This is a genomic window from Pseudomonas sp. RC3H12 (assembly GCF_018596375.1).
Lineage (GTDB): Bacteria > Pseudomonadota > Gammaproteobacteria > Pseudomonadales > Pseudomonadaceae > Aquipseudomonas.
Genome location: NZ_CP075595.1, coordinates 1992487 through 2017021 on the forward strand (window position 1 = coordinate 1992487; position 24535 = coordinate 2017021).

A 24535-nucleotide genomic window follows, 5' to 3' on the forward strand; every position below is an offset into this window, starting at 1 on the left:
GGCGGCGCCTGCACTGGCGCAGCTGTCGCTAGTGGGCTTCGGGGTAGACTTCTGATCGGCAACGGCAACGGCCCACGCGTTCGCGTCAATGGGTCTGCCAGATCCCATTGCTGCGTTCGCAATCACTGCGCGCCTGCCCCAGGCTTGGGGTGTCGTAGTAGTAGGTGATAATCCGCGCATCCTTGGGCACGGCCGGCCGGGTCGAGGGCTCGCCGCGCCCTGCGGCATCAGGATTGGCCAGGGTTTCCTGGGTCAGCGGGGCGATGCAGCTGCCCACGCTGCCATCGGCGCAACGCTCGACCTTGCGTTTCTGGCTGTTGAGCATCTCCTTGCTCTCGTTGCTGCACGACCAGGCAATCGCTTCGGCAGGCATGTTGCCGTAGCTGTAGCAGGTATGCTGCTGTACCGGCTTGACCGCCTCGCTGGACGAGCGGGTGACCACGTCGCAACCCTCGGCCAGCACCTGCCCGCTGAGCAGGCAGCCCAACAATGCCACACACACAATGAACCGCATGACGAACCTCCCGGGCCCGTGGGGCCCTCAGCGCTTGTCCAGGGCTGGCCCGGCCTGTCGGCGCAGGGCCTTGGCGCGCTTCTCCAGAATCAGGTAGGTGATCACCGCCAGCAACAGCGGGATCAGGTAGTACAGCGTCCGATACCCCAGCAGTGCGGCCACCAGCGTGCCCTGGCCCAATTGTCCGTGCAGCAGGGCAAGGAACACCGCCTCCAGCACCCCCAGCCCGGCAGGAATATGCGCCACCACCCCCGCCACGCAACTGATCAGCAACACCCCCAGTACCGACGGATAGAACAGCTCCGGCGGCAGCAACAGGTGGATCAGCGCCGCCATCAACGCCCAGTTGCTCGCGCCCAGCGCCACTTGGCACAATGCCAGGCGCAGGCTCGGCAGGGTCACTTCATGTCCGCGCAGATGCCATGTGCGTCGCTTGGCAAAAGCACAGGCGAGCAGATAGCTCGCCGCGACCGCCACCATCAGCACACCGATCAGGCGCAAGCCGCCGGCCCCCACTGCCCAGCTTGCCGGCAACTTCACCAGGCCCAGGGCGAACACCGTGCCGGCTAGCAGCAGATAGCCCATCCAGTTGGTCAACAGTCCCAGGGTGAGGATGCGGGTGATCGTCGCGGTGTCCAGGCCCAGCCGGCTGTACAGGCGGTAGCGCAGGGCCACGCCGCCAACCCAGGTGGTGAAGTTGAGGTTGAACGCATAGCAGACGAACGCCACCGGCAGCACCTGGCGGGCCGGCAAGCGGTGGTCGGTGTAGGCGCGGGCGAGCAGGTCGTAGCTGGCGAACACCAGGTAGCTGCACAGGGCCAGCAACAGCCCCAGGGCCAGGGTCGAGGGCCGGTAGGCCAGCAGCGACTGGCGCACCTCGTTCCAGTCCAGGTTGCGTGCCAGGGTGAACAGCAGCACCGGGATCAGCACCAGGAACAGCAGGGTGAGCAGGCGCATGCCCCAGGTCTGCCAGCGTGGCTTGGCCATCAGGTCTTGCCCCCGTTGAAGTCCGCCGGCGCTTCGTTGTCCGCCTGCAGCGACTGCAGGCGCTGCCGGTGCGCGGGGAACCAGCCGGCGATGCGCGGGAAGTAGCGGGTGATGTGGAAGCCCAGGAAGATCAACGGCGCGCGCCACCAATAGCCACGCACCATGCGCTCCAGGGTCACGCGCTTGCAGTGCGCGGCGGTCAGTTCGCTCAGGTGCCGGTACAGGCCATCGTTGAAGGCGCGGTCGCGGATCATCAGGTTGGCTTCGAGGTTGAACGACAGGCTCAGCGGGTCGAGATTGCTCGAACCCACGGTGGACCATTCGTCGTCCACCAGCGCCACCTTGCCGTGCAACGGACGCTGGCAGTACTCATGGATCTGCACATTGTCGCGCAGCAGGTAGTTGTATAGCAGGCGCGACAGCGCGCGTACCCAACGCATGTCCGGTTGGCCCTGGAGGATCAGGGTCACCGCAACGCCGCGCCGGGCAGCGTTGCGCAGCTCGCGCAGCAAGCGGTAGCCGGGGAAGAAATAGGCGTTGGCGACGACGATGCGTTGCCGAGCTTCACGGAAGACTTGCAGGTAGCACGCCTCGATGTCGGTGCGATGGCGGCGGTTGTCGCGTTCCACCAGTACGGCGCTGGCCGAACCTGCGACGTCACCGCCCGGCACGACCGCGCTTGGGTCACCCAGCACGGGGGCGAGCATCCGGCAGCTGGAGGCGTGCACCTGGGCCACTACCGGGCCTGTGACTTCCACGGCGTAGTCCTGCTTGGCCTGCGGGCCGAAGTCGCCGAGATGATCGGCACTGTAGTTGATACCGCCAATGAACGCGCGCTGGCCGTCGATCACCAGGATCTTGCGGTGCAGACGCCGGAACAGGTTGGTGCGCATGCCGGCCAGGCGCGGTTGCGGGTCGAATGCATGGAAGCGCACCCCGGCCTCGGTCATCGAGGCAATGAACCCGTCAGGCAGGTCGGCGGTGCCGTAGCCGTCAACCGCCACCTCCACCCGCACGCCACGCCGCGCCGCGTCGATAAGCGCCAGGCGCAGCGGCTGGCCGACCTTGTCGTCGTAGATGATGAACGTTTCCAGGAGGATTTCCTGCCGTGCCTGGGCCATCGCCTCGAATACGCGCGGGTAGTACTGCTCGCCATTGATCAGCAGTTCGACGTGGTTGCCATCGCTCCAGGCCTGCTTCATAGCGTCACCTGCGCTACCAGCGGGGCATGGTCGGAAAGGTGGGACCACGGGTACCTGGACAACACCCGTGCCTCGCACGCCTGGGCATTGCGCAGGTAGATGCGGTCCAGGCGCAGCAGCGGCAGGCGCGCGGGAAAGCTGCGCGCCGGCCTGCCGAAGGCTTCGACCAGCGACACCGACAGCCGCGCATCGGCCTTCAGCCGCCAGTCGTTGAAGTCACCGGCGACAATGACCGGGTCGTCCGGTGGCAGGCGCTCGAGCAAGGTCAGCAGCAGGTCGACCTGACGCTGGCGGTGGTCCTCGCGCAGGCCCAGGTGCACACAGATCGCGTGCACCTGCTCATGACCGGGCACTTCAAGCTGGCAGTGCAACAAGCCGCGCTCTTCATTGCCGTGAATCGACACGTCAAGGTTGTCATAAGCGCGGATCGGGAACTTGGACAGCAGCGCGTTGCCATGGTCGCCATGGGGGTAGACCGCATTACGTCCGTAGGCGAACTGCGGCCACATGCTGTCGGCAAGAAATTCGTACTGCGGGGTCTGCGGCCAGGCCGGATGGCGCTCGGCATGCCGTTGGTGGCTGCCATGCACTTCCTGCAGGAACACCAGGTCGGCGCCGGTGGCGCGTACCGCCTCGCGCAGCTCCGGCAGGATGAAGCGGCGGTTGAACAGGGTGAAACCCTTGTGCACGTTGAGGGTCAGCACCGTCAGGCGGTGCACGGCCGTGACCTTGTCGATGATGCGGTCGGGGGCGGGCAGGGTGCCGTTCATAGTGACTCCTGCGGCTCGACGCCGGGCTCGGTCACCAGTTCGCCGTCCAGGCCAAGCTTGCCCAGCAGGCGACGCGCATCGTAGGGGGCATGCACCTTCTGATCGTTGTCGAAGTAGCAATACACGTCCCGGGAGGCTCGCTTGACCGGGGCGCGACGGATGACGCGCTGGGCATCCTCCGGCTGGCCGCCCGCGGCCCAGGCCTGGATGCGCAGGCGCCAGCGGCGCAGGGCGCTGGCGGTGTAGCCGCTGCTGTAGAGCTCGACATCGCCGTGCAGGCGCAGGTAGACGAAATCGGCCGTGACTTCCTCGACACAGGGCCATTTGCCGGCGCTGTCGGCGACCACCAGCGCGACCTTGTGCTTGCGCAGCAGGTTGATGAAGGTGTCGCAGAGGAAGCTCGGGTGGCGGATTTCCACGGCATGGCGCAAGCGCGCATTGCCGCGGATGGCGCTACCGCCGTTGTCCTGCAGGCGCTCGGCGGCCTGCCGGGCACAGGCGCGCGCGGCCTTGCGGTCGCGCGGTAGCAGGGCGAGGAAAGCGCTGAAGCGCTCGGCGTCGAACTTCATGCTTGGGGGAAACTGCCAGAGGAACGGCCCCAGCTTGTCGCCCAGCAGCAATGGCCCCGAGGCAAAGAAGTTGGCCAGCGGCTCGTCGATGTCGCGCAGTCGTCGCACATGGGTGATGTAGCGCGGCGCCTTGACCGAGAAGACGAAGCCTTCCGGTGTTTCATCGCGCCACTGGCGGTAGCGCTCGGGGGTCTGCAACGCGTAGAACGAGCCATTGATCTCGATGCTGTTCACCGCCCGAGAGGCGAATGCCAGCTCATCGTCCTGGCGCAGACCCTTGGGGTAGAAGTCCTTGCGCCATGGGCCATAGCGCCAACCGGAAATACCAATGCGGATCTCGCTCACGAGGGCTCCCTTTCGTTCGTGCACTCTTGACTAGCGACCGGCATCGCGGCGTCAGGGTTCACCAGGAATGACGAGTGGCCAGTGACGCAAAACCCGGAACTTTGCCTACCATGCGGCCCTCCACCACAAAGGGAAGCAGCCAATGGAGGCAACGCCGATGAACAGCGAGACAGAACCGGGGGAAGTGCAGGCGCCGCCAGCACCGACCGAGGCAGACGACGAAGAACCCGAGGTTCTCCCTGACGACCCTGACATCGAGGGCCTGCCCGGAGAAACCCGGCAGCCGGCCTGAAGGAGCGCTAGCCATGAAATTCGATCGTTTCGCCCAATGGCTGGCCAACCGCAGCGGACGTCCACTGACTTTTGCCGTGGCATTGCTGCTGATCATCCTTTGGGGCGTGAGCGGACCGCTGTTCGATTTCAACGACACTTGGCAACTGGTGATCAACACCTCGACCACCATCATCACCTTCCTCATGGTGTTCCTGATCCAGAACACCCAGAACCGCGACAACGACGAACTGCACATCAAGGTCGACGAACTGCTGCGCACCACCCAGCGGGCACACAAGGCCCTGCTCGACCTCGAGGACATGGGGCCGGCCGAACTGCATGCGCTGCGCAAGCAGTACCAGCAACTGGGCGAGCACGACCAAGCGGCGCCGGGCAACGATGCACCGGCCAAGGACACCCCTGACTGACCCTGGAGGACGGCATGGCCAGACACATCATCCACTACACCGGCCCGATCAATTCCGCCACCTGCGGCAACCTCATCAACACCTGTTCCAAAGCGTTGCAGCAGGGCGCAGAGGTGCTGCAGATCAACATCGCCACCATGGGCGGCGAATGCAGCTACGGTTTCACCCTGTACAACTTCCTGCGCTCACTGCCAGTGCCGGTGCACACCCACAACCTGGGCACGGTCGAATCGATGGGCAACATCCTATTCCTGGCCGGCAGCCACCGTACCGCCTGCGCCTACAGCAAGTTCCTGTTCCACCCGTTCCACTGGACCCTGCATGGCTCGGTGGACCATGCACGGATGGCCGAGTACGCGATGAGCCTGGACTATGACCTGCGCCTGTATGCACAGATTGTCGCCGAGCGCACCGAGGGTGCGAGCGAGCGGCTCGATGTGACGCGCTACCTGATGGCCTATCCGCGAATACTGGGGCCCCAGGAAGCGCTCGACAGCGGGATGATCCAGGCCGTGGACGAACTGCCGATCGAGGCCGCTGCCGTACAGTGGAGCGTCCATGCCTGAGGCGCGACGGCGCCCCGGTCACAGGCAGGCCGGGGCGGGTGGCGCGTCAGTAGGGTAGCGAGCCGCTCAGACCCTCGATCGCCTCGATCAGCTCGTCGTAGCCCACCGGCTTGTTCAGGTGCCGGTCGAAGCCCGACTGGCGCGAGCGGTACTGGTCGGCGCTGGCCCCGTAGCCGGTCAGGGCGATGGCCGGGGTGTAGCGCAGGTGCTCCAGGCCCCGCAGCGCCTTGATCAGGGCGTGGCCGTTCATGACCGGCATGCCGATATCGGACAGGATGATGTCATAGCGGCCATGGGCGGCCGCCTCGAGTGCGGCCTGTGGGTCGCTGTAGGCTTCGACTTCGGCGCTTTCCATCTCCAGCAGTTGCTGCATCACCTCGAGGATTTCCACCGAGTCGTCCACCAGCAAAACTCTGACGCCGTTCAAGCGGCCCTCGATGTTGTCGTCGCTGGTATCCGGCAGGGCCTGCTGCCCGGGGTCGGACAACGGCAGGCACACCGTAAAGGTGGCGCCGCAACCCAGGCCGGCGGACGTCGCGCTGACCGTGCCGCCATGCGCTTCCACCAGCTGGCGCACCAGCGACAGGCCGATACCGAGCCCGTCGCGGTGGTTGCCGGAGGCCTGTGGCGCGGCTTGGGAAAACAGGTCAAAGACGCTTTCCAGGCTTTCGTCGGTCAGGCCGATACCCTGGTCGATCACCTCCAGGCGCGCCTGGTTGCCGTGGCGGGCCAGCGCCAGGCGGATCTCGCTGCCGGCAGGGCTGAATTTCAGCGCATTGTTGAGCAGGTTCCAGACGATCTGCTCGAGCCGGGTGCTGTCGGCCTCGACATACACCGGGGCGCCGTCGGCGGGCAGCGCCAGGCGCACCTCGCAGGCGTGCTGCTCGTTGGCCAGCACGGCCTGGATGGCCTGCAGCACCGCGCACAGGTCGAGCACCTGGGTCTTGAGCTTGAGCTTGCCGGTGCGGATACGCGCCACATCGAGCAGGTCATCGATGATCCGCGCCTGGCTGGAGACCGCGTCGCAGATGGTGCCGACCGCCTTGCTGGCGACACCGTTGCTCTTCACCGACGGGGAGCGACGGAGGATTTCGGCATTCAGCTGGATCAGGTTGAGCGGGTGCTTGAGCTCATGGGACATGACCGCGAAGAACTCGTCCTTCATGTGGCTGGTGTTCTGCGATTCGGCCAGCTGCTTGCTTTGCTCGTCGTGCAGGCGCTTGTGCCCGGTGAGGTCGCGGGCAATCTTGACGTAGCCGCGCAGGCTGCTGCCCTTGAGCCGTGACACTTCGCCGCTGCAATAGAAGCGACTGCCGTCCTTGCGCACATGCCAGCGCTCGTCCTGGCCGCGACCGTGCAGGCGGGCGCTGCGCAGCTCGCGCTCGGGCACGCCGCTCGCCCGGTCCTGCTCGGTGAAGATCAGCTGGTAATGGTGACCGAGCACTTCGTCCTTGCCATAGCCGAAGATCAGCGCGGCGCCGGTGTTCCAGTCGGTGATCAGGCCTTGCTCGTCGAGGAGGATGATGGCGAAGTCGTGGGTGCTCTCGGCGACCAGGCGCATGCGCTCCTCGCCCTGACGCAGGCGTTCCTCGGCGGCGCGGCTCTGGCTGATGTCGATGAAGGTCAGCACGGTGCCGTCGACGTTGCGCTCGCTGGCCCGATACGGCAGCAGGCGGGCCAGGTACCAGTGCTGGTTGTGGCCGACCACTTCGCGCTCGATGGTGGTCTCGCGCTCGACCACGGCCCGGGCGTCGTCGGCCAGGCCCGGATAATCGAGGCGGTGGGTGATGTCGAGCAGCGAGCGCCCGGTGTCCACCGGCAGCATGCTGAAGATATCGGTGGCGCGTGGAGTGAACCAGCGGATGCACAGGTTACGGTCGACGAACACCGTGGCGATGTCGGTGGACGCGATGAGGTTGCTCAGGTAGTCGTTGACCTTGTCGGTTTCCTCGACCTTGGTCTTGAGTTCGTAGTTGACCGTCAGCAGTTCTTCGTTGATCGACTGCAGCTCTTCCTTGCTGGTTTCCAGCTCTTCGCTGGCCGAGCGCAGCTCCTCGTTGATCGCCTGCATCTCTTCGTTGGAGGCGGTCAGCTCCTGGCTGGAAAACTCCGACTGCTCGATGGTTTCCTGCAACTGCAGGCGCGTGCGGTGCAGTTCGCGCTCCAGGTTGCCCAACAGCATCCCTTCGGTCTGTTCGACGGCAGGTGCCCGGGTGATCGCGTTGTCGGCTTCGCCGCTCTGGAAGACCACCAGCAGGCACTCGCTGCCACTGGGTTCGTCCTGGTGCGGCTGGACCAGGATGCGTACCCCTTCGGTATGCTCGTCGAGGTCGAGGGCAACTGTGCGCGACGTTACAGCCTGGCCGCTGCCCTGGGCCTGCAGCAAGGTGCTGCGCAGGGCCGGACGCAGCGGCGTGAGGACCAGGTTGAGCAGGTTGTGGCTGAGCTCGCCGCCGGCATGGCGCAGATAGCGCCCCACGCCCTCGCTCATGTGCAGGATATTGCCCTCGGTATCGACCACCAGGCTCGGCGGCGTGCAGCGGGCGAGGGCGCGGTGATGGATTTCGGCATAGGACAGCTTGCGGGCGGCGCGTGCCCGGGCCGGCGCCGGGGCGAGCGCAGGTTCGGGGGCTTGCAGGCGCGCCGAATGCCGCGCGGCCGCCACTTCACGGGCACGGAAGATACGGTTTCGCTTGTCCACGGCAACGAACAGGTCGGCCGCCAGGTCGGCGGACTCGGAGCTGCCTAGGAACAGATAGCCGCCCGGGCGCAGCGCGAAGTGGAACAGGCGCAGGATGTCGCGCTGCACATCCCGGTCGAGGTAGATCAGCAGGTTGCGGCAGACGATCAGGTCCAGTTGCGAGAACGGCGGGTCGGACAGCAGGTTGTGACGGGCGAACAGGACTTTTTCGCGGATTTCCTTGCGCACCCGGTAATGCTGGTCCTCCTTGAGGAAGAACTGGCGCAGCCGGGCCGGCGACACATCGGTGGCGATGGCGTCCGGATACTGCCCGCCGCGACCGATACCGATGGCGCGGTCGTCAAGGTCGGTGGCGAAGATCTGTACCTGGGCGCTGCGTCGTTCGATCGCCAGCTGTTCGCTCACCAGCATGGCCAGGCTGTAGGCCTCCTCGCCGGTCGAGCAGCCAGCGGACCACACGCGTACCTCGCGGGCCGGCTCTTCGTTGCCTTCGCGGTTTACCAGGCCGGGCATCACATGGCGCTGCAGGGCCTCGAAGGCCTCGCGGTCGCGGAAGAAATTGGTCACGCCGATGAGCATGTCGGCCAGCAACGCCCGTGATTCGTCCGGGTGGCATTGCAGGTAGTCGCGGTAGCCGGCCAGGTCGGTCTGGCCGGTGACGTGCAGGCGCCGCTCCAGGCGGCGCAGCACGGTGGCGCGCTTGTAATGGCTGAAGTCGTGGCCGGTGTTGTCCTGCAGCGACAACAGGATTTCGTCGAGCAACGGGTCGCACGCTGCCGGGTCGCCTTCGCGCTCGCCCAGCGCGGGCGGCAGGCTGTCGTCGTCGATGCGCGGCAACTTCACCTGGCGGGCGGTGCGCCACAGCTCGACCAGGCGGGCGGGCATCTCGGCCACCGGCAGCACCAGGTCGACCATGCCGGTGGCCAGCGCCGCCCGGGGCATCTCGGGGTATTCGGCGTCCTCGGGGGCTTGTACCAGGGTCACGCCGCCCTGTTCCTTGATCCGCGACAGCCCCACCGCGCCGTCGCTGCCGGTGCCCGACAGCACCACGCAGAACGCATGGTCCTTGTGCACATCGGCCAGGTCGCGGAAGAACAGGTCGATGGCTACATGGTCGCCACGGCTGCGCTTGGCCGGGCTGACGCGCAGGTAACCGTCGTTGGTCGACAGGCGATTGGCCGGCGAAATCACATACACATGGTTGCGCTCGATCGGTACCGGTTCGCTGACCTGGCGCACAGGCATGCCGGTCACCGCCTGGATGATCCGGTCGGCCTGGCTCTGGTGGTCCGGCGACAGGTGCAGCACCACCACGAACGCCATGTCGCAGTCCTGCGGCGTGTGGCGGAAGAAGGTGCGAATTGCTTCCAGGCCGCCGGCCGAGGCGCCGATGCCGACCACGGGGAAATCCAGGTGGCTCGGGCTGAGTGCCGGATTGTGCGGCGAGGCGAGGGACGTTTTGCTGGAGGACTTCATGGCATCAGCCTTGTACGGACCTGGAAATGGCCCGCTTGGTCGGGCACTGGGCGCAGATTATAGGCTGCTGTTCATCCCGGCGACGAGCGGTTGGCGCCGAGCAAGGGCCGGTATACGGGGGTAAGCGGTCGGCAAGCAAGGGGCATGGGGGCGTCTCTTTCGTCCACCGTCAGTAGTCAGAGCTGTGACCCTAGGCCAGGCGGATAAGTGCCGTCGGTCAGAACCCCGGTACAACAAATGAGCCGTTGGCCTGCGCTCCTGTTCGTAATTAAGTGCACGGCATCTTCGCGCGGCACGTCCAACCCAGCGTAAAGGAGAAACGTCATGGCTCGTGACCAGGATCAGACCGGACAACGCGGCGGCACCCAGCAGACCAATCCCGGCAACTTCGCCAACGATCGTGAAAGGGCCTCGCGGGCGGGCCAGAAGGGTGGCCGCAACTCTGGCGGCAACTTCGCCAATGACCGCGCCCGCGCCTCCGAGGCCGGCCGCAAGGGTGGCCGCAACAGCCACGGGAGCACCAGCGGTTCGTGACCTTGCGGGCCCTCCCTTGCTGTTGTGGGAATTTTTTGAATTTTCATGGAACGACGTGATCTGTCAGAAAGTCATCCATGGAGAAGAGGAGGGCCTGCGTCAATGCCAAGTCCCCAGCTGTTTACCATCGAATACCTGCTGCACGGTCAGCCACGGCGTTTCATCATCCGCCAGGAACACATGGACAATGCCGAGGCCTGGCATTGGGCGAGTTGCGACGCGGGTTTGGGGATCATTCCGAAGTTCGGACGCGAGCGCATCAAGAAAGTCAGTCGGCCCATGGCCGAACGGCATGGGATAACCGATGTGCGCTGGCGGGTGTGAACCGGCGTGGACCTGGGCAGGCAATAGACTTCAGTGAAAGAGCGGGCCTGACCCGCTCCTTCACTGCCATGCACACTCAGGCGCCTGACTCCGGATCGCTGGCCGGTACCCCGGGGCGGTTCTCTTCCTCGGTCAGGTTCGGGTCGGCATCCGGGTCGTCGGCCTGATCGTTGCGGCGGTCTGGCTCGAGTTCCGGCCAGTCGCTCTGCACATCGCCACCGCCCATCCAGTGTTTCGTGCTCATGTCGTCATCCTCTCCTCAGCGTGAAAAAAACGGCCCACGCTCGGGCAGGCCGAACACAGGAGTGAACATCGCCACCCTCATGGATTGGGAGGTTGCAAAGCGCTTGAAGGGTCGATTGCATTTAACGGTGCGCCGACCAGCGGTCGCTCAGTTTCCGGAATACTTCACCGCGGCGGCCGTGCGGGTCGGCACATTGAGGGTCTTGAGCAGCGACGACACATGGATGCGCACGGTGAATGGCGATATGTCCAGTGCCCGGGCGATCTCCTTGTTGGTCTTGCCCTGGGCGATCAGGCGCAGTACGTCCTGCTGGCGGTGGGTGAGCTGTTCCACCTCGCTGGGGGCATCCAGTTGCGGCAGCAACCCGCTGGGCGCGTAGTCCACCACCACTTCGCCGTCGCGAATGGCGAGGATGGCCGCGCCGATGGCTTCGGGGCTGACGCTCTTGCCGATGAAGCCATCGACGCCGGCGGCCATGACTTCGCAGATCACCTGCGGGTCGTCGACCATCGATACAACGATCAGCGTGGTACGCTGCAATTGGCGGCGCAGTTCGGCGAGGCGGCCGATGCAGGTGAGGCCGGGGAAGCGCAGGTCGAGGATCAGGGTGTCGGGCGTCTCGCCCATGGCGGCCAGCCTGAGCACGTCAGCGAGGCTGCCAGCTTCCTCCAGGCGCGCCTCGGGCAGGATGCGCCGTACGGTGTTGACCATGGCCTCCCTGAACAGCGGATGGTCATCCGCCACGATGATGCGGCAACTCACGTCGTGGAACTCCCTGTCAGCCGACACATGCTAATTTAGCAGTCACCTGCGGTTTTTTCCCACGCAGCGTGCCGCAAATGCCGACTGGCGCACAAGGACGTTACCCATGAAGTTCGAGAAGAACAACGAGCTGGACCAGGCCAACCTGCGCATCATCGTCGCCTCTTGTGCGATCACCTACGTGGCGTTGCTGGGTTTCCTGCCGGGCCGCTCGCCCGCCACCTACCTGCCGGTGCTGCTCTACTACGCGGGGTTCGTGGTGGTGTCGATCGGCATGCGCCAGGCGATCAAGCGTTGGCCGGGACACTACCCGGCGCGGCGCATCTTCGGCATGCTGGGCGATTACACCGGCACCAGTTTCGGCCTGGTGGTTGGCGGTGAAACCGCACTGCCGCTGTATGCAGTGATGGTCTGGATCAACCTGGGCAACGGCATGCGCTTCGGCTCGCGCTACCTGGCCATCGCCACCGTGCTGGCCCTGGCCGCGCTGGTTGTGGTGTGGCAACTGACCCCCTATTGGCAGGAACAGCCGTTCCTGCTGCCGATGCTGCTGACCACCAGCACCCTGATTCCGTTCTATGCCCACCTGCTGCTGGAGCGCACGCGCAAGGCCACGGCCCTGGCCGAGGCGGCGACCCGCGAGAAATCGCGCTTCCTGGCCCAGGCCAGTCACGACCTGCGCCAGCCGATCCACTCCATCGGCCTGTTCACCGCCTGCCTGCGCGAAGCGCGGCTGGGCGAGGAGGAGCGGCGCCTGGTGGACAGCATTGATCGCTCGCTGCTCAACGTTTCGCAGTTGTTCCGTTCGATCCTCGACCTGTACACCCTGGACAACGGCCGGGTGCAGCCCAAGTGGGAAACCTTCGCCGTGGACGGCTTCCTGCGCGAGTTGCTGCGCCAGAACAGCGAGGCGGCGCGCTGGGCCGGGGTCGAGATGCGCCAGGTGCCCAGCCGCCACTGGACACGCGCCGACCCGGGGATGCTCGCGACCATGGTGCAGAACGTGCTGTCCAACAGCTTCAAGTATGCCGCCGGGCGCCCGTTGCTGATCGGCGTGCGGCCACGCGGCGAGGGTCTGGCCATCGTCGTCTGCGACCAGGGCCGGGGCATTGCCGAAGAGCACCAGGGCCACGTGTTCGAGGAGTTCTACCGGGTGCGCGAGGCACGTGACAAGGACGTCGAGGGCGTCGGCCTGGGGCTGGCCATCGTCAAGCGCCTGGGGCAACTGATGGGTTTGACTGTCAGCCTGCGCTCGCGCCAGGGGCATGGCACCACGCTGACCTTGCAAGGGTTGCCCAAGGTGCCGGTACAAGTGCCACGGGTCGTTGCCGACCAGGCGGTGCAGGCCGGCATGCTCACCGGTTTGCGGGTGTGCCTGGTGGAGGATGACCACAACGTCCTGCAGGCCACCAGTGCCCTGCTGCAACGCTGGGGTTGCGAGGTACAGGCCGAGAGCTCGCCCTTTGGCCTGGCCAGTGACTGTGATGTGATCGTTGCCGACTACGACCTGGGCCCGCAGGCCACCGGCATCGACTGCATCGACCAGTTGCGCGCGCAACGCGGCGCCGAAGTGCCGGCGCTGATCATGACCGGCCATGATATCGACAAGCTGCAGGGCGCCCTGCAGGCACGAGGTATCGCGGTACTGGCCAAGCCGGTGCGCCCGGCGGAGCTGCGTGCGGCGCTGCGCGGTTTGCGTGAGAGCGTGGCGGCGCCGGTCGCCTAGGCCGGCGCCGTCGACCCTCACTGGAAGACCGGCGCCTGGCCTTCTTTCCAGCAGGTGGGGGATGGCGTGTAGATACCCATGCCGGCCACGGCCACCAGGCCGCCGCTGGGCACCTGGCAGTCGTACTGGCCCTTGCTGGTGCTGGCGGTGAAGTAGGTGGTGTTGGAGTCGCTGCGCAGGTTGCTGACCTTGCTCACGGGCACGCCCAGGGTGACCTCGGTGCGTTGCTTGAGGGTGTCGGCACTGGGACTGGCGGTCTGGCAGCCGGCCACGGCGGCAAGGGCGCTGAGCAGGACGAGGGACTTGAAGGGGAAGGACTTGAGGATCATCGCGTTGCTTCCTTGGCATTGTTCTCGGTACGGCGCCCGCGCCGCCAGGAAGGGGGCTGGCGGCGGGACGCTGGACCGACTATAGCGCCAGGGAAACGTTGCGCGATGTAGGGCGGATGTGCGAGGTGGCATTTTGCCTTGATTGGGTTGCGGGATGCCTGCCATCTGACTGCATGCAGGCATCTCGCCGCCCACTCGCAGTCAGCGCTTGAGCACCAAGGTCAGAATGTCATAACTGGCCACCAGCTCACCCAACTGGTTGGTCACTTCCACATCCCAGGCCACCACGCCTTGCGCCTGCCCCTGAGGGCTGGTCTTGCCCTGGTCGATCTTGCGCTTGCAGGTCAGGCGCGCCTGGATGGTGTCGCCGATGCCCACCGGGGTGATGAAGCGCAGCGTGTCCAGCCCGTAGTTGGCCAGCACCGGCCCTTCGCCGGGGCTGACGAACAACCCGGCGGCCGCCGACAGCACGAAGTAGCCGTGGGCGATGCGCTTACCGAACTGCGACTGTTTGGCGGCGATCTCGTCGAAGTGCATGTAGAAGTGATCGCCCGACAGGCAGCCGAAGTTGACCAGGTCGGACTCGGTCACTGTGCGCCGGTGGGTCAGCAGCGACTCGCCGATGCGCAGGTCGTCGAAATGGCGGCGGAACGGGTGTACTTCGGTTTCGATCACCTCGGCGCCGCGCACGTACTCGCCGGTCACTGCCATCAGCATGCTCGGCGAACCTTGCACCGCGGCGCGTTGCAGGTAGTGCTTCACCGCGCGCAGGCCGCCCAGTTCCTCGCCGCCGCCGGCACGGCCGGGGCCGCCGTGCTTGAGCTGCGGCAATGGCGAACCATGCCCGGTGGACTCCTTGGCCGCCTCGCTGTCGAGTACCAGCAGCCGCCCGTGCCAGGCCGCCGCCACCGGGATGGCCCTGGCCGCCACGCCGCGGTCGGCGGTGACCAGGCTCGCCACCAGGCTTCCCTTGCCGCGGGCGGCCAGGGCCAAGGCTTCGTCGAGGTCGTCGTAGGCCATCAGCGTGCTGACCGGGCCGAACGCCTCGATATCATGGGCACCTCCCTCGGCATGCGGGTCACGGGCCAGCAGCAGGGTCGGGGCGAAGAACGCCCCCTCGGCCACGCCATCGCCGACCGGGGTGAAACCGTCACTGGCGCCCAGCAACTGCTCGCAGGTGGCCAGCAACTGGCGCACGCGCTCGGTGACATCACGCTGCTGGTCGTGGGAGGCCAGCGCCCCCATGCGCACGCCTTCCACCGAAGGATCGCCGACCACCACCTTGCGCAGGCGTTCGCGCAGACGAGTGGCCACCGCGTCGATGTGCCTGGCCGGGACGATGGCGCGGCGGATCGCCGTGCATTTCTGCCCGGCCTTGGTGGTCATTTCCCGCGCCACTTCCTTGATGTACAGCTCGAACTCCTCGCTGTCAGGGCTCACGTCCGGGCCAAGGATGGCGCAGTTCAGCGAGTCGGCCTCGGCGGTGAAGGGCACCGAGTTGCGGATCAGGTTCGGGGTGACGCGCAGCTTGGCTGCGGTGTCGGCGGAGCCGGTGAAAGTCACCACGTCCTGCCCCTGCAGGCGCTCGAGCAGGTCACCGGTGCTGCCGATCACCAGTTGCAGGCTGCCGGCCGGCAGCAGGCCCGACTCGTTCATCAGGCGTACCACGGCCTCGGTCAGGTAGCTGGTGGACGTGGCAGGCTTGACGATGCACGGCATGCCGGCCAGGAAGGTCGGGGCGAATTTCTCCAGCATCCCCCAGATCGGGAAGTTGAAGGCGTTGATATGCACGGCCACGCCCGCACGCGGCACCAGGATATGGCTGCCGGCGAAATGGCCTTGCTTGCCCAGGGGGATCGCCGGACCTTCATGCACCAGGTTGCCCGACGGCAGCTCGCGGCGGCCCATGCTCGAATAGGCGAACAGCGTGGCGTTGCCGCCTTCGATGTCGATCCAGCTGTCGGTGCGGGTGGCGCCGCTGTGATGGGACAGGGCGTAGAGCTGCTCCTTGCGCTCGGCCAGGTACAGCGCCAGGGCCTTGAGGCGGGCGGCGCGCTGCTGGAAATCCATGGTCAGTAGCTGCTTCAGGCCCTGGGCGCGGGCAAAGTCCACGGCCTCGGCGAAGTCCGGGCGTTCCTCGTGGCTGTAGGCCAGGACGTGACCGTCGAGGGCGCTACGCAGGGCCTGGGCGCCGTGCTGGCCGATCCAGCGGCCGGCGATGAAGCTTTGCAGGGTAGGGGCGGCGGACATGCTGTTCTCCTTTGAAGGGCGCGCTTACCAGAGCGCCAGGGTGTAGCCGATGATCAGGCGGTTTTCGTCCACGGCATTGGTCAGGCCATTGCCGGAACGGAAGGTGACGTTGCGCCAGCGCAGGCTGACGTCCTTGAACGGGCCGCTCTGGATCACGTAGGTGATGTCGGTGTCGCGTTCGCGCTCGCGGCCATTGCTGAGCGTGGCGGTTTCGGCGTGGCGGCCGTCGGTGTAGCGGGTCATGAAGCTCAGCCCGGGGATGCCCATGGCCACGAAGTCGTAGTCGTAGCGCAGCTGCCAGGAGTCGAGCCCGGCCCGGGTGAAGGTGTTGTAGGTGACCAGGTTGACGGTGTACGGGTCGCCGCCGTTGAGGAACGGGAAGGCGCTGTCGCCGGACATCTGCTGCCAGGTGGCGGTGAACTTGTGGGCCTTCACGCCCAGGGTGAACATGGCGTTGAAGTTGCGGTTGTCGATCTTGCCCGCGCGCTCGGCGCCGTCGCCGCGGCTGTCGAAGTAGCGCAGGTCGCTGCGCAGGCTGACGCCCTCGGCCAAGGGTTGGGTATGCACAAAACCCACATATTGCTGGCGGTAGATGTCCTCGAGCTTGGCGTAGTAGTAGCTGACGCTGGCCTGCGGGGTGATGGCGTAGCTGCCGCCGCCGAAGTCGAAGTGGTCGCTGCTGGCGGCGCCGTAGCCGATATCATCGCGCCCGGACGAGTCGCGCAGGTTGGCCTTGGTCAGGCGGCCGCCGTTGAAGGTCAGGCCGTCCAGCTCCTGGCTGGTCAGCAGGCCGCCCTGGAAGGTCGAGGCCAGCAGGCGGGTGTCGTTGTACACCACCACCGGCAGGATCGGCTGCAGGGTGCCCAGGCGCAGGGTGCTCCTGGACACGCGCAGCTTGGCGGTCAGGCCCAGCTCGCTGTAGTCATCCACCGGCTCCAGGCTGTTCGGCCCGTAGGGCAGCAGGCCGGTGTTGCGTCGGTCGCGGCTGGAGTCGAGCTTGATGCCCAGCTGGCCCATGGCGTCCACCCCGACACCAACCGGCCCTTCGGTGAAACCCGATTCGAAGCGGGCGGTGAAGCCCTGGCCCCATTCCTCGGCCTTGCTCTGCGGGGCGTTGCCCTGGCGGAAGTCGCGGTTGAGGTAGTGGTTGCGCAGTTCGAGGCGGGCGTGACTGTCAGCGATAAAGTCCGCCATGGCCGGCAAGGGCAGGGCGAGGGTGGCCAGCCAGGCGGCTGACTTGAGGTGCGTGCGGTTCATTGTTGTTGTACCCGACATTGTTATTGTTCTTGAGGTCAGTGCTTGCTGGCACCGGCGGCGCCGATACCGGTCATGGAGCGGATGAACTGGGCCAGGTAGCGCCCACGCTCTTCGCGCGCTTGTTCCGAACCGTCGGTAACCGAGAAGGCCCAGGCCGCGAGGAAGGCCAGCGACATGGAGAACAGCGCCGGGTTGCTGTAGGGGAACAGCGCCCGTTCGTTGTGCAGCACGTTGACCCACACCGCCGGCCCCAGCACCACCAGCACGATCGCCGAGACCAGCCCGGCCAGGCTGCCGCCCACGGCGCCACGGGTGGTCAGGCCCTTCCAGAACATCGAGAGCAGCAGCACCGGGAAGTTGACCGAGGCGGCCACCGCCAACACCAGGCCGGAGAGGAAGGCGATGTTCTGCGACTCGAACAGCAGCCCCAGCAGCACCGCGAACAGGCCGATCCCCAGGGTGGCCAGGCGCGACACGCGCATCTCTTCCTGCTCGCTGGCCTGGCCCTTGCGCACCACGCAGGCATACAGGTCGTGGGACACCGCCGAGGCGCCGGACAGCGCCAGGCCCGCGACCACGGCGAGGATGGTGGCGAAGGCCACCGCCGAGATGAAACCGAGGAACAGGTTGCCGCCCACCGCCTGGGCCAGGTGCACCGCGACCATGTTACCGCCGCCGATGATCGCCCCCGTGGCGTCGCGGTAGGACGGCTCGGTGCCGACCATGACGATGGCGCCGAAGCCGATGACGATCAGCAGCAAATAGAAGTAGCCGATGAAACCGGTGGCGTAGAACACGCTCTTGCGCGCTTCCTTGGCGTCGCTGACGGTGAAGAAGCGCATGAGGATATGCGGCAGGCCGGCAGTGCCGAACATCATGCCCAGGCCCAGGGAAATGGCGTCCACCGGGTTGGACAGCAGCGCGCCCGGCGCCATGATCGCCTGGCCCTTGGCGTGCACGGCCACGGCGCTGGCGAACATCGCCTCGGTGCTGAAGCCGAAATGCCTGAGCACCATGAATGCCATGAAGGTCGTGCCGCAGAGCAGCATCACCGCCTTGATGATCTGCACCCAGGTGGTGGCGAGCATGCCGCCGAAGGTGACGTACAGCACCATCAGCGCACCCACCAGCATCACCGCGTACAGGTAGCTGATGCCGAACAGCAGCTCGATCAGCTTGCCGGCGCCGACCATCTGCGCCACCAGGTACATCAGCGCCACGGCCAGGGTGCCGAAGGCCGAGGTCAGGCGCACCGGAGCCTGGGCCAGGCGGTAGGAGACGACGTCGGCGAAGGTGTACTTGCCCAGGTTGCGCAGGCGTTCCGCGATCAGGAACAGGATGATCGGCCAGCCGGCCAGCACGCCCAGGGCATACAGCAGGCCGTCGTAGCCGTTCATGAACATCATCGCCGAGATGCCCAGGAAGGACGCGGCGCTGATCATGTCGCCGGCGATCGCCAGGCCGTTCTGCATGCCGGTGAGGCCGCCGCCGGCGGTATAGAAGTCGCTGGCCGAGCGGGTGCGCAGGGCGGCCCAGCGAGTCACCAGCAAGGTGAAGCAGACGAACACCAGGAACATCGAGATGGCGGTCCAGTTCATCGCGCGCACTCCTGCTTGACCACTTCGTTGAGCGGGTCGATGACGCGGTTGGCGCGGTGCATGTAGATGCCGGTGAGGGCGAAGGACAGCAGCACCATGAGCACTCCCACCAGCATGCCGACGCTGGTTACCCCGCCGCTGAGGGACTGGCCGAGCACGCCTGGGGCGAAGGCCACCAGCAGGACGAAGCCGTAGTAGGCGGCGAGCATGGTCAGGGTCAGTGAGCCGTTGAGGCGGCGTTTACGCTTGATCAGTTGCATGAAGGCGGGGTGGTTGCTGATGGTTTCGAGGTGTTCGGGTGTCATGGGAGCGTTCTCTCTGGCTGTTGTAATTGTTTTTCAGGTCACGCGGGCGTTGCTTGGGGAGATCGCGGGGCAAGCCCGCTCCCACGGGTTTCACCTCCGTGGGAGCGGGCTTGCCCCGCGATGGGGTTCAAAGCTGATCGAAGTCGAGCACCACCTTGTCGCTCAGCGGGTAGGTCTGGCACGACAGCACATATCCGGCGGCCACTTCGTAGTCTTCCAGGGCATGGTTGCTGTCCATCTCCACCTCGCCCTCGATCACCTTGCACTTGCAGGTCGAGCACACCCCGGCCTTGCACGAGTACGGCAGATCGGCGCCGATGGCGTTGCCGGCCTCGAGCACGCTGCGGGTGTTGCGCGGCAGGTCGAAGGCCAGGGCGCGGCCATCGCTGATCACGGTCACCTGGCTGACCGCCGAATCCAGCTCGCGGGCCGCTTCACGGGCCTCGCGGCGGGCTTCGCTGCCGGCGGCGGCGAACAGTTCATAGTGGATGCGCGCCTTGTCCATGCCGTTGGCCTGCAGGCTGTCGCGCACGGTTTCGGTCATGGCCTGGGGGCCGCAGATGAAGGCGGCATCGAGTGAGCTCACGTCGAGCCAGCGGGAGAACAGCTGGCCGCACTTGTCGGCGTCGATGCGGCCGTTGTAAAGGTCGACGTCCTGTTGCTCGCGGCTGAACACGAAGATCAGGTTGAGGCGGTCGAGGTACAGGTTCTTCAGGTCCTCGAGGCGGTCGCGGAACAACGCGCTGTTGCTGGCGCGGTTGCCGTACAGCAAGGTGAAGCGGCTGTCTGGTTCAGTGGCCAGCGTGGTGGCGACCAGCGACAGGATCGGAGTGATGCCGCTGCCGGCGGCCACGCCCAGGTAGTTGCCCTGGCGCGTCGGATCCAACGGTACGAAGAAGTTGCCCGACGGCGGCATCACTTCCAGTTGCTGGCCGGCCTTGAGCACTTCGTTGGCAAAGGCCGAGAAGCGTCCGCCGGGCACGCGCTTGACCGCCACGCGCAGCTCGCCATCCTGCACCGCGCTGCAGATCGAATAGGAACGGCGCACTTCCTCGTCATCGAGCTGGGTACGCATGACCAGGTACTGGCCCTGGGTGAAGCGGAAATCTTCTTGCAAGTGTGCGGGCACGTCAAAGGCAATGGACACGGCGTCGCGGGTTTCCTGGCGTACTTGCTTGATGGTCAGGCTGTGAAACGGGCTCATGGCGTTCTCCACGGCTCAAAGGCATTTGAAATAGTCGAACGGTTCCAGGCAGGCGCGGCAGCGGTAGAGGGCCTTGCAGGCGGTGGAACCGAACTGGCTGAGCAGTTCGGTATCGGCGCTGCCGCACTGCGGGCAACACACGCTGGGTGCCGCCCCACGCAGGTTGGCGCGGCCCTCGGGTGGGGCGATACCGTAGGCGCGCAGCCGCTCACGGCCTTGCGCACTGATCCAGTCGGTGCTCCACGCCGGGGTGAGACGACGCTCCAGCGCAGGCTCCGCGAAGCCGGCCTGTTCCAGGGCCTGGCGAATGTCACTCTCGATCACCTCGGTGGCCGGGCAGCCGGAGTAGGTCGGGGTGACCACCAGGTGCAGGTGGCCGGCGCGCCAGTCGAGGTCGCGCACGACACCCAGGTCGACCACGCTGACCACCGGTACTTCCGGGTCCATCACCTCGGCCAGCACCGCCCAGGCCCGGCTCAGGTCGCCGTCGCGCAAGTCCCTGGCGCCGCGGTCGCCGGCGATCAGCTCACCAGGTCGCATCGGGGTAGGCTCGCGGCAGAAACTGCATTTCAGCCAGCAGCAGGCCGAGGTGTTCGGTGTGCAGGCCCTTGCGCCCGTCCAGGTAGAAGTGGCTGGCGGCCTTGGGCAGGGGCAGATCTACCGAGGCGAAGATGGCCGTGACGGTGTTCAGCCAATGCTGGGCGATCTGCGCCGGGTCGGCGCCGATACCGGCTTTGGCCAGCTGGACTTCACCGTCGTTGGCCACGCTCAGTTCGACCGTGAAGCGCCACAGTGTCGGGATGGCTTCGAGCATGCGCCGACGGCTTTCTTCCGTGCCCCCCCCCAGGCGCTGCACCCACTCGCCGGAGCGGCGCAGGTGATAGGTGACTTCTTTCAGGGCCTTGGCGGCGATGCCGGCGATACGTTCATCGCGCGAGGCGCTGAGCGCTTCAAGCGTGGCGTGGTGCCAGGCGTCGTACAGGCACTGCTTGAGCAGGGTCACGGCGTAGTCGCCGTTGGGTTGCTCGACCAGCAGCAGGTTGCGGTAGGCGCGCTCGTCGCGACGGAACGCCAGGGCATCGGCGTCGCGGCCGTCGTCCAGCAGTTCGGCGGCGTAGTCCAGCCAGTTGCGCGCCTGGCCCACCAGGTCGAGGCCGACGTTCATCAGCGCCAGTTCTTCTTCCAGCGCCGGCGCCTTGCCGCACCACTCGCACAGGCGCTGGCCCTGGACCAGGGCGCTGTCGCCGAGCAGCAGCAGGTATTGGATGAGTGCTTGCTTGTGCATGGCGGGCCTCACATGTGTCCGACTTCGGCGGGCAGCTCGTAGAAGCTGGCATGGCGGTAGACCTTGTCGTCCGCCGGGGCGAACAGCGGGTCCTTCTCGTCGGGCGAAGAGGCGGTGATCAGCGCCGAGGGCACCACCCACAGGCTCACGCCTTCGCTGCGGCGGGTGTACAGCTCGCGGGCGTTCTCGATGGCCATGGCGGCGTCGGCGGCGTGCACGCTGCCGACGTGCTTGTGGTTCAGGCCGTGCTTGCTGCGCACGAATACTTCGTAGAGGGTCCAGTCAGACATGCTCGATCTCCGCATCGATGGCCGCTTCAGGCGGCGTTCTTGTTGTGTTGCTTGCGCGCATAGGCCACCGCGGCCTCGCGTACCCAGGCGCCGTCTTCGATGGCCTTGCGGCGGGTGGCGACGCGCTCCTGGTTGCACGGGCCGTTGCCTTTGAGCACCTCGTAGAACTCCTCCCACTGGATCTGGCCGAAGTCGTAATGGCCACGCTCGGCGTTCCACTTGAGCTCAGGGTCGGGAGCGGTGCAGCCGAGCAGTTCCAGCTGTGGCACGGTCTGGTCGATGAAGCGCTGGCGCAGTTCGTCGTTGCTCTGGCGCTTGATCTTCCAGGCCATGGACTGGGCGCTGTTGGGCGAATGTTCGTCGCTGGGGCCGAACATCATCAGCGCTGGCCACCACAGGCGGTCGATGGCGTCCTGGACCATGTCCTTCTGCGCCTGGGTGCCGTGGCGCATCATGGTCAGCAGCAGTTCGTAACCCTGGCGCTGGTGGAAGCTTTCTTCCTTGCAGATACGGATCATGGCGCGGGAGTAGGGGCCGTAGGAGGTGCGCTGCAGCACCACCTGGTTGACGATCGCCGCGCCGTCCACCAGCCAGCCCACCGCGCCCATGTCGGCCCAGCTCAGGGTCGGGTAGTTGAAGATGCTCGAGTACTTGGCCTTGCCGCTGTGCAGCTTGGCGATCTCTTCGTCGCGGTCGGCGCCAAGGGTTTCCATGGCGCTGTACAGGTACAGGCCGTGGCCGGCCTCGTCCTGGATCTTGGCCATCAACTGCAGCTTGCGCTTGAGCGAGGGGGCGCGAGTGACCCAGTTGCCTTCCGGGAGCATGCCGACGATCTCGGAATGGGCGTGCTGGGAAATCTGGCGGATGAGCGTCTGGCGGTAGGCCTCGGGCATCCAGTTCTTGGCTTCGATCTTGATCTCGGCGTCGATCTTCTCCTGGAAGGCGCGCTCTTCGGGCGACATCTCTTCGAGGGTCTTCAGGCGTTTGACGCCGGTTTCTACGAGCTGTGCGTACATGGTCGGGCTCCCGCTGATGGGCTGCTTGGGGCGTGGGTTATTTATAAGCGATACAAAACACAACATCAAACAGTATTTGATGTATCAAATAAGATTTGTGTATCGCTTTCGCATGAGTTGGCCGGGCGTGGCAGCGGGCTTGCCCCGCGATAACGTTCGGCCAGGCGAAAAAAAGCCCCGGAACTTGGCCGGGGCTTTCCAGGAAGCGCTATCGGTCAGCTGGCCAGCCGCTTGTCATACACGTGACAGGCCTTGCCTTCCGAGCGTTTCAGCGTGCCGCACGGCTGCAGCTGGATCTGCGTGCTGATGCCGATGTAGGTCTTGATCTGCTTCGCCAGTTCACCCACCACCTGCTTGCGCTGGCCCTCGTCGAGGTACTGGCTGTCGCTGCGCAGTTCAACATGCACCTCGACGCTGTCGAGATTGCCATTGCGATACAGGTGAATCTCATACATCTCTGAAAGCTGTTTGATCTTGAGTACTTGTTCCTCGATCTGCGTCGGAAACACATTGACCCCGCGGATGATCAGCATGTCGTCGCTGCGCCCGGTGATCTTGCCGATGCGCCGCATCGGCCGCGCCGTGCCCGGCAGCAGGCGGGTGAGGTCGCGGGTACGGTAGCGCACCATCGGCAACGCCTCCTTGCTCAGCGAGGTGAACACCAGCTCGCCGAGCTGGCCGTCCGGCAGCACCTGGCCTGTGACCGGGTCGATGATCTCGGGGTAGAAATGGTCTTCCCAGATGGTCGGGCCATCCTTGGTCTCGATGCACTCCATGGCCACGCCCGGGCCCATGATTTCCGACAGCCCGTAGATGTCCAGGGCGTCGATGCCCAGGCGCTGCTCGATGGCGCGGCGCAGTTCATCGGTCCAGGGTTCGGCGCCGAAGATGCCCAGGCGCAGCTTGAGGTCGTGCGGGTCGATGCCCTGGCGCTCGATCTCGTCGGCGAGGTTGAGCATGTACGAGGGGGTAACCATGATGATGTCCGGCTGGAAGTCGCGGATCAGCTGCACCTGTTTCTCGGTCTGGCCGCCGGACATGGGGATCACCGTGCAGCCCAGGCGCTCGGCGCCGTAGTGCGCGCCCAGGCCGCCGGTGAACAGGCCGTAGCCGTAGGAGACATGCACCTTGTCGCCGCGGCGCCCGCCGGCGGCGCGAATCGAGCGCGCCACCACGTTGGCCCAGGTGTCGATGTCGTTCTGGGTGTAGCCGACTACCGTCGGCTTGCCGGTGGTGCCGCTGGAGGCGTGCAGGCGCACCACCTGATCCTGGGGCACGGCGAACATGCCATAGGGGTAGTTGTCGCGCAGGTCGTTCTTGCCGGTGAAGGGGAAGCGGGCAAGGTCCTCCAGCGATTTCAGGTCGTCGGGATGGGCGCCGCAGGCGTCGAAGCGCTGGCGGTACAGCGGCACCTTGGCGTAGGCGTGGTTCAGGCTCCAGCGCAGGCGCTCCAGCTGGTGCTGGCGCAGTGCGTCGAGGCTGGCGGTTTCCATCGGGTCGAGCAGGGCGCGGTCGGCATCGTGGTAGAGATTCATGGTTTCACTCGAGTTGTTCTTGTCGTGGGCCGGGGCCCTGAGTGT

General features: G+C 65.9%; 23 protein-coding genes and 2 pseudogenes. 6 read left to right on the forward strand and 19 right to left on the reverse strand.

Annotation, left to right across the window (positions count from 1 at the left end; translation table 11 throughout):
• Window positions 1-85: 85 nt before the first annotated feature.
• The 5 genes from KHO27_RS09175 to KHO27_RS09195 are packed head-to-tail and all read right to left on the reverse strand — an operon-like array spanning window position 86 to window position 4387.
• On the reverse strand, window positions 86-514 hold the full coding sequence (locus KHO27_RS09175; protein ID WP_102682058.1) for a hypothetical protein: 429 nt from the start codon (window positions 512-514) through the stop codon (window positions 86-88).
• Between the two features lie 27 nt (window positions 515-541).
• Entirely contained in the window at window positions 542-1501 is a 960-nt protein-coding gene (locus tag KHO27_RS09180) for a lysylphosphatidylglycerol synthase domain-containing protein (RefSeq protein ID WP_110703277.1), read from the reverse strand.
• Window positions 1501-2703 (reverse strand): cardiolipin synthase ClsB, encoded by a 1203-nt coding sequence (gene clsB / locus KHO27_RS09185; protein ID WP_214501652.1) that lies wholly within the window; start codon window positions 2701-2703, stop codon window positions 1501-1503. The genes KHO27_RS09180 and clsB overlap by 1 nt, the downstream gene beginning before the upstream one ends.
• Window positions 2700-3473: an endonuclease/exonuclease/phosphatase family protein gene (locus tag KHO27_RS09190; RefSeq protein ID WP_110703282.1), complete on the reverse strand. Its 774-nt coding sequence runs from the start codon at window positions 3471-3473 to the stop codon at window positions 2700-2702. Before KHO27_RS09190 ends, clsB begins: the two co-directional genes overlap by 4 nt.
• On the reverse strand, window positions 3470-4387 hold the full coding sequence (locus tag KHO27_RS09195; protein WP_110703285.1) for a DUF72 domain-containing protein: 918 nt from the start codon (window positions 4385-4387) through the stop codon (window positions 3470-3472). The genes KHO27_RS09190 and KHO27_RS09195 overlap by 4 nt, the downstream gene beginning before the upstream one ends.
• Window positions 4388-4544: 157 nt before the next feature.
• On the opposite strand from KHO27_RS09195, the gene KHO27_RS26320 reads away from it, so the two are divergent.
• Genes KHO27_RS26320 through KHO27_RS09205 form a run of 3 tightly spaced genes read left to right on the forward strand, consistent with a single transcriptional unit; the run spans window position 4545 to window position 5654 of the window.
• Window positions 4545-4679: a hypothetical protein gene (locus KHO27_RS26320; RefSeq protein WP_256591440.1), complete on the forward strand. Its 135-nt coding sequence runs from the start codon at window positions 4545-4547 to the stop codon at window positions 4677-4679.
• A 13-nt stretch (window positions 4680-4692) separates the two neighbouring features.
• Entirely contained in the window at window positions 4693-5088 is a 396-nt protein-coding gene (locus KHO27_RS09200) for a low affinity iron permease family protein (RefSeq protein WP_102682053.1), read from the forward strand.
• A gap of 14 nt (window positions 5089-5102) precedes the next feature.
• Window positions 5103-5654, forward strand: a complete 552-nt coding sequence (locus tag KHO27_RS09205) for an ATP-dependent Clp protease proteolytic subunit (protein WP_110703288.1) — start codon at window positions 5103-5105, stop codon at window positions 5652-5654.
• Window positions 5655-5700: 46 nt separating this feature from the next.
• On the opposite strand, the gene KHO27_RS09210 is transcribed toward KHO27_RS09205, so the two are convergent.
• Window positions 5701-9831, reverse strand: coding sequence for a CheR family methyltransferase (locus KHO27_RS09210; protein WP_214501653.1), 4131 nt, complete (start codon window positions 9829-9831; stop codon window positions 5701-5703).
• Window positions 9832-10155: 324 nt separating this feature from the next.
• Here KHO27_RS09210 and KHO27_RS09215 point away from each other — a divergent pair, with 324 nt between their 5' ends.
• Window positions 10156-10365: a con-10 family general stress protein gene (locus KHO27_RS09215; RefSeq protein ID WP_111532876.1), complete on the forward strand. Its 210-nt coding sequence runs from the start codon at window positions 10156-10158 to the stop codon at window positions 10363-10365.
• Window positions 10366-10467: 102 nt separating this feature from the next.
• Window positions 10468-10686 (forward strand): annotated as a pseudogene (locus KHO27_RS09220) (DUF6555 family protein); the annotation flags it as partial.
• A gap of 79 nt (window positions 10687-10765) precedes the next feature.
• Here the strand turns inward: KHO27_RS09220 and KHO27_RS09225 are convergent.
• A complete protein-coding gene (locus tag KHO27_RS09225; protein WP_156177584.1) occupies window positions 10766-10933 on the reverse strand; it encodes a hypothetical protein in 168 nt (55 codons plus the stop codon).
• Window positions 10934-11080: 147 nt separating this feature from the next.
• Complete coding sequence (locus tag KHO27_RS09230; protein WP_110703297.1) at window positions 11081-11695, reverse strand: LuxR C-terminal-related transcriptional regulator; 615 nt, start codon at window positions 11693-11695, stop codon at window positions 11081-11083.
• Between the two features lie 106 nt (window positions 11696-11801).
• On the opposite strand from KHO27_RS09230, the gene KHO27_RS09235 reads away from it, so the two are divergent.
• Entirely contained in the window at window positions 11802-13421 is a 1620-nt protein-coding gene (locus KHO27_RS09235; RefSeq protein WP_214501654.1) for an ATP-binding response regulator, read from the forward strand.
• Window positions 13422-13438: 17 nt separating this feature from the next.
• On the opposite strand, the gene KHO27_RS09240 is transcribed toward KHO27_RS09235, so the two are convergent.
• The 11 genes and pseudogenes from KHO27_RS09240 to paaK form a co-directional block, all read right to left on the reverse strand.
• Window positions 13439-13750 carry a hypothetical protein gene (locus KHO27_RS09240; protein ID WP_102682048.1) on the reverse strand — a complete coding sequence of 104 codons (312 nt, stop codon included), beginning with the start codon at window positions 13748-13750 and terminating at the stop codon, window positions 13439-13441.
• A 201-nt stretch (window positions 13751-13951) separates the two neighbouring features.
• On the reverse strand, window positions 13952-16000 hold the full coding sequence (paaZ, locus tag KHO27_RS09245; RefSeq protein ID WP_214501655.1) for a phenylacetic acid degradation bifunctional protein PaaZ: 2049 nt from the start codon (window positions 15998-16000) through the stop codon (window positions 13952-13954).
• Window positions 16001-16024: 24 nt separating this feature from the next.
• Window positions 16025-17257, reverse strand: coding sequence for an OprD family porin (locus KHO27_RS09250; RefSeq protein WP_110703306.1), 1233 nt, complete (start codon window positions 17255-17257; stop codon window positions 16025-16027).
• A gap of 35 nt (window positions 17258-17292) precedes the next feature.
• A pseudogene (locus KHO27_RS09255) lies at window positions 17293-18861 on the reverse strand (cation acetate symporter); the annotation flags it as partial.
• Window positions 18852-19160: a DUF485 domain-containing protein gene (locus KHO27_RS09260; protein ID WP_110703309.1), complete on the reverse strand. Its 309-nt coding sequence runs from the start codon at window positions 19158-19160 to the stop codon at window positions 18852-18854. The gene KHO27_RS09260 and the pseudogene KHO27_RS09255, both read right to left, overlap by 10 nt.
• Before the next feature lie 127 nt (window positions 19161-19287).
• A complete protein-coding gene (paaE, locus tag KHO27_RS09265; RefSeq protein ID WP_111532873.1) occupies window positions 19288-20364 on the reverse strand; it encodes a 1,2-phenylacetyl-CoA epoxidase subunit PaaE in 1077 nt (358 codons plus the stop codon).
• A 15-nt stretch (window positions 20365-20379) separates the two neighbouring features.
• Complete coding sequence (paaD, locus tag KHO27_RS09270; RefSeq protein ID WP_110703315.1) at window positions 20380-20904, reverse strand: 1,2-phenylacetyl-CoA epoxidase subunit PaaD; 525 nt, start codon at window positions 20902-20904, stop codon at window positions 20380-20382.
• The gene (gene paaC, locus KHO27_RS09275) at window positions 20891-21649 is read right to left on the reverse strand and encodes a 1,2-phenylacetyl-CoA epoxidase subunit PaaC (RefSeq protein ID WP_110703318.1); all 759 of its coding nucleotides are present in this window, start codon (window positions 21647-21649) and stop codon (window positions 20891-20893) included. The genes paaD and paaC overlap by 14 nt, the downstream gene beginning before the upstream one ends.
• An 8-nt stretch (window positions 21650-21657) precedes the next feature.
• Complete coding sequence (gene paaB, locus KHO27_RS09280; RefSeq protein WP_023631078.1) at window positions 21658-21939, reverse strand: 1,2-phenylacetyl-CoA epoxidase subunit PaaB; 282 nt, start codon at window positions 21937-21939, stop codon at window positions 21658-21660.
• A gap of 26 nt (window positions 21940-21965) precedes the next feature.
• Window positions 21966-22955 carry a 1,2-phenylacetyl-CoA epoxidase subunit PaaA gene (gene paaA / locus KHO27_RS09285; protein WP_214501656.1) on the reverse strand — a complete coding sequence of 330 codons (990 nt, stop codon included), beginning with the start codon at window positions 22953-22955 and terminating at the stop codon, window positions 21966-21968.
• A gap of 215 nt (window positions 22956-23170) precedes the next feature.
• On the reverse strand, window positions 23171-24490 hold the full coding sequence (paaK, locus tag KHO27_RS09290) for a phenylacetate--CoA ligase PaaK (protein WP_111532890.1): 1320 nt from the start codon (window positions 24488-24490) through the stop codon (window positions 23171-23173).
• Window positions 24491-24535 lie beyond the last annotated feature (45 nt).

Bases quoted from the DNA above. Each gene is read 5' to 3' on its own strand.
- KHO27_RS09190 (WP_110703282.1), bottom strand. From the start codon at position 3,473: ATGAACGGCACCCTGCCCGCCCCCGACCGCATCATCGACAAGGTCACG.
- paaD (WP_110703315.1), bottom strand. From the start codon at position 20,904: ATGCGACCTGGTGAGCTGATCGCCGGCGACCGCGGCGCCAGGGACTTG.
- paaC (WP_110703318.1), bottom strand. From the start codon at position 21,649: ATGCACAAGCAAGCACTCATCCAATACCTGCTGCTGCTCGGCGACAGC.
- paaZ (WP_214501655.1), bottom strand. From the start codon at position 16,000: ATGTCCGCCGCCCCTACCCTGCAAAGCTTCATCGCCGGCCGCTGGATC.
- KHO27_RS09175 (WP_102682058.1), bottom strand. From the start codon at position 514: ATGCGGTTCATTGTGTGTGTGGCATTGTTGGGCTGCCTGCTCAGCGGG.
- KHO27_RS09210 (WP_214501653.1), bottom strand. From the start codon at position 9,831: ATGAAGTCCTCCAGCAAAACGTCCCTCGCCTCGCCGCACAATCCGGCA.
- paaE (WP_111532873.1), bottom strand. From the start codon at position 20,364: ATGAGCCCGTTTCACAGCCTGACCATCAAGCAAGTACGCCAGGAAACC.
- paaK (WP_111532890.1), bottom strand. From the start codon at position 24,490: ATGAATCTCTACCACGATGCCGACCGCGCCCTGCTCGACCCGATGGAA.
- paaA (WP_214501656.1), bottom strand. From the start codon at position 22,955: ATGTACGCACAGCTCGTAGAAACCGGCGTCAAACGCCTGAAGACCCTC.
- KHO27_RS09180 (WP_110703277.1), bottom strand. From the start codon at position 1,501: ATGGCCAAGCCACGCTGGCAGACCTGGGGCATGCGCCTGCTCACCCTG.
- KHO27_RS26320 (WP_256591440.1), top strand. From the start codon at position 4,545: ATGAACAGCGAGACAGAACCGGGGGAAGTGCAGGCGCCGCCAGCACCG.
- KHO27_RS09205 (WP_110703288.1), top strand. From the start codon at position 5,103: ATGGCCAGACACATCATCCACTACACCGGCCCGATCAATTCCGCCACC.
- KHO27_RS09200 (WP_102682053.1), top strand. From the start codon at position 4,693: ATGAAATTCGATCGTTTCGCCCAATGGCTGGCCAACCGCAGCGGACGT.
- KHO27_RS09235 (WP_214501654.1), top strand. From the start codon at position 11,802: ATGAAGTTCGAGAAGAACAACGAGCTGGACCAGGCCAACCTGCGCATC.
- KHO27_RS09260 (WP_110703309.1), bottom strand. From the start codon at position 19,160: ATGACACCCGAACACCTCGAAACCATCAGCAACCACCCCGCCTTCATG.
- paaB (WP_023631078.1), bottom strand. From the start codon at position 21,939: ATGTCTGACTGGACCCTCTACGAAGTATTCGTGCGCAGCAAGCACGGC.
- KHO27_RS09225 (WP_156177584.1), bottom strand. From the start codon at position 10,933: ATGAGCACGAAACACTGGATGGGCGGTGGCGATGTGCAGAGCGACTGG.
- KHO27_RS09250 (WP_110703306.1), bottom strand. From the start codon at position 17,257: ATGAACCGCACGCACCTCAAGTCAGCCGCCTGGCTGGCCACCCTCGCC.
- KHO27_RS09215 (WP_111532876.1), top strand. From the start codon at position 10,156: ATGGCTCGTGACCAGGATCAGACCGGACAACGCGGCGGCACCCAGCAG.
- clsB (WP_214501652.1), bottom strand. From the start codon at position 2,703: ATGAAGCAGGCCTGGAGCGATGGCAACCACGTCGAACTGCTGATCAAT.
- KHO27_RS09240 (WP_102682048.1), bottom strand. From the start codon at position 13,750: ATGATCCTCAAGTCCTTCCCCTTCAAGTCCCTCGTCCTGCTCAGCGCC.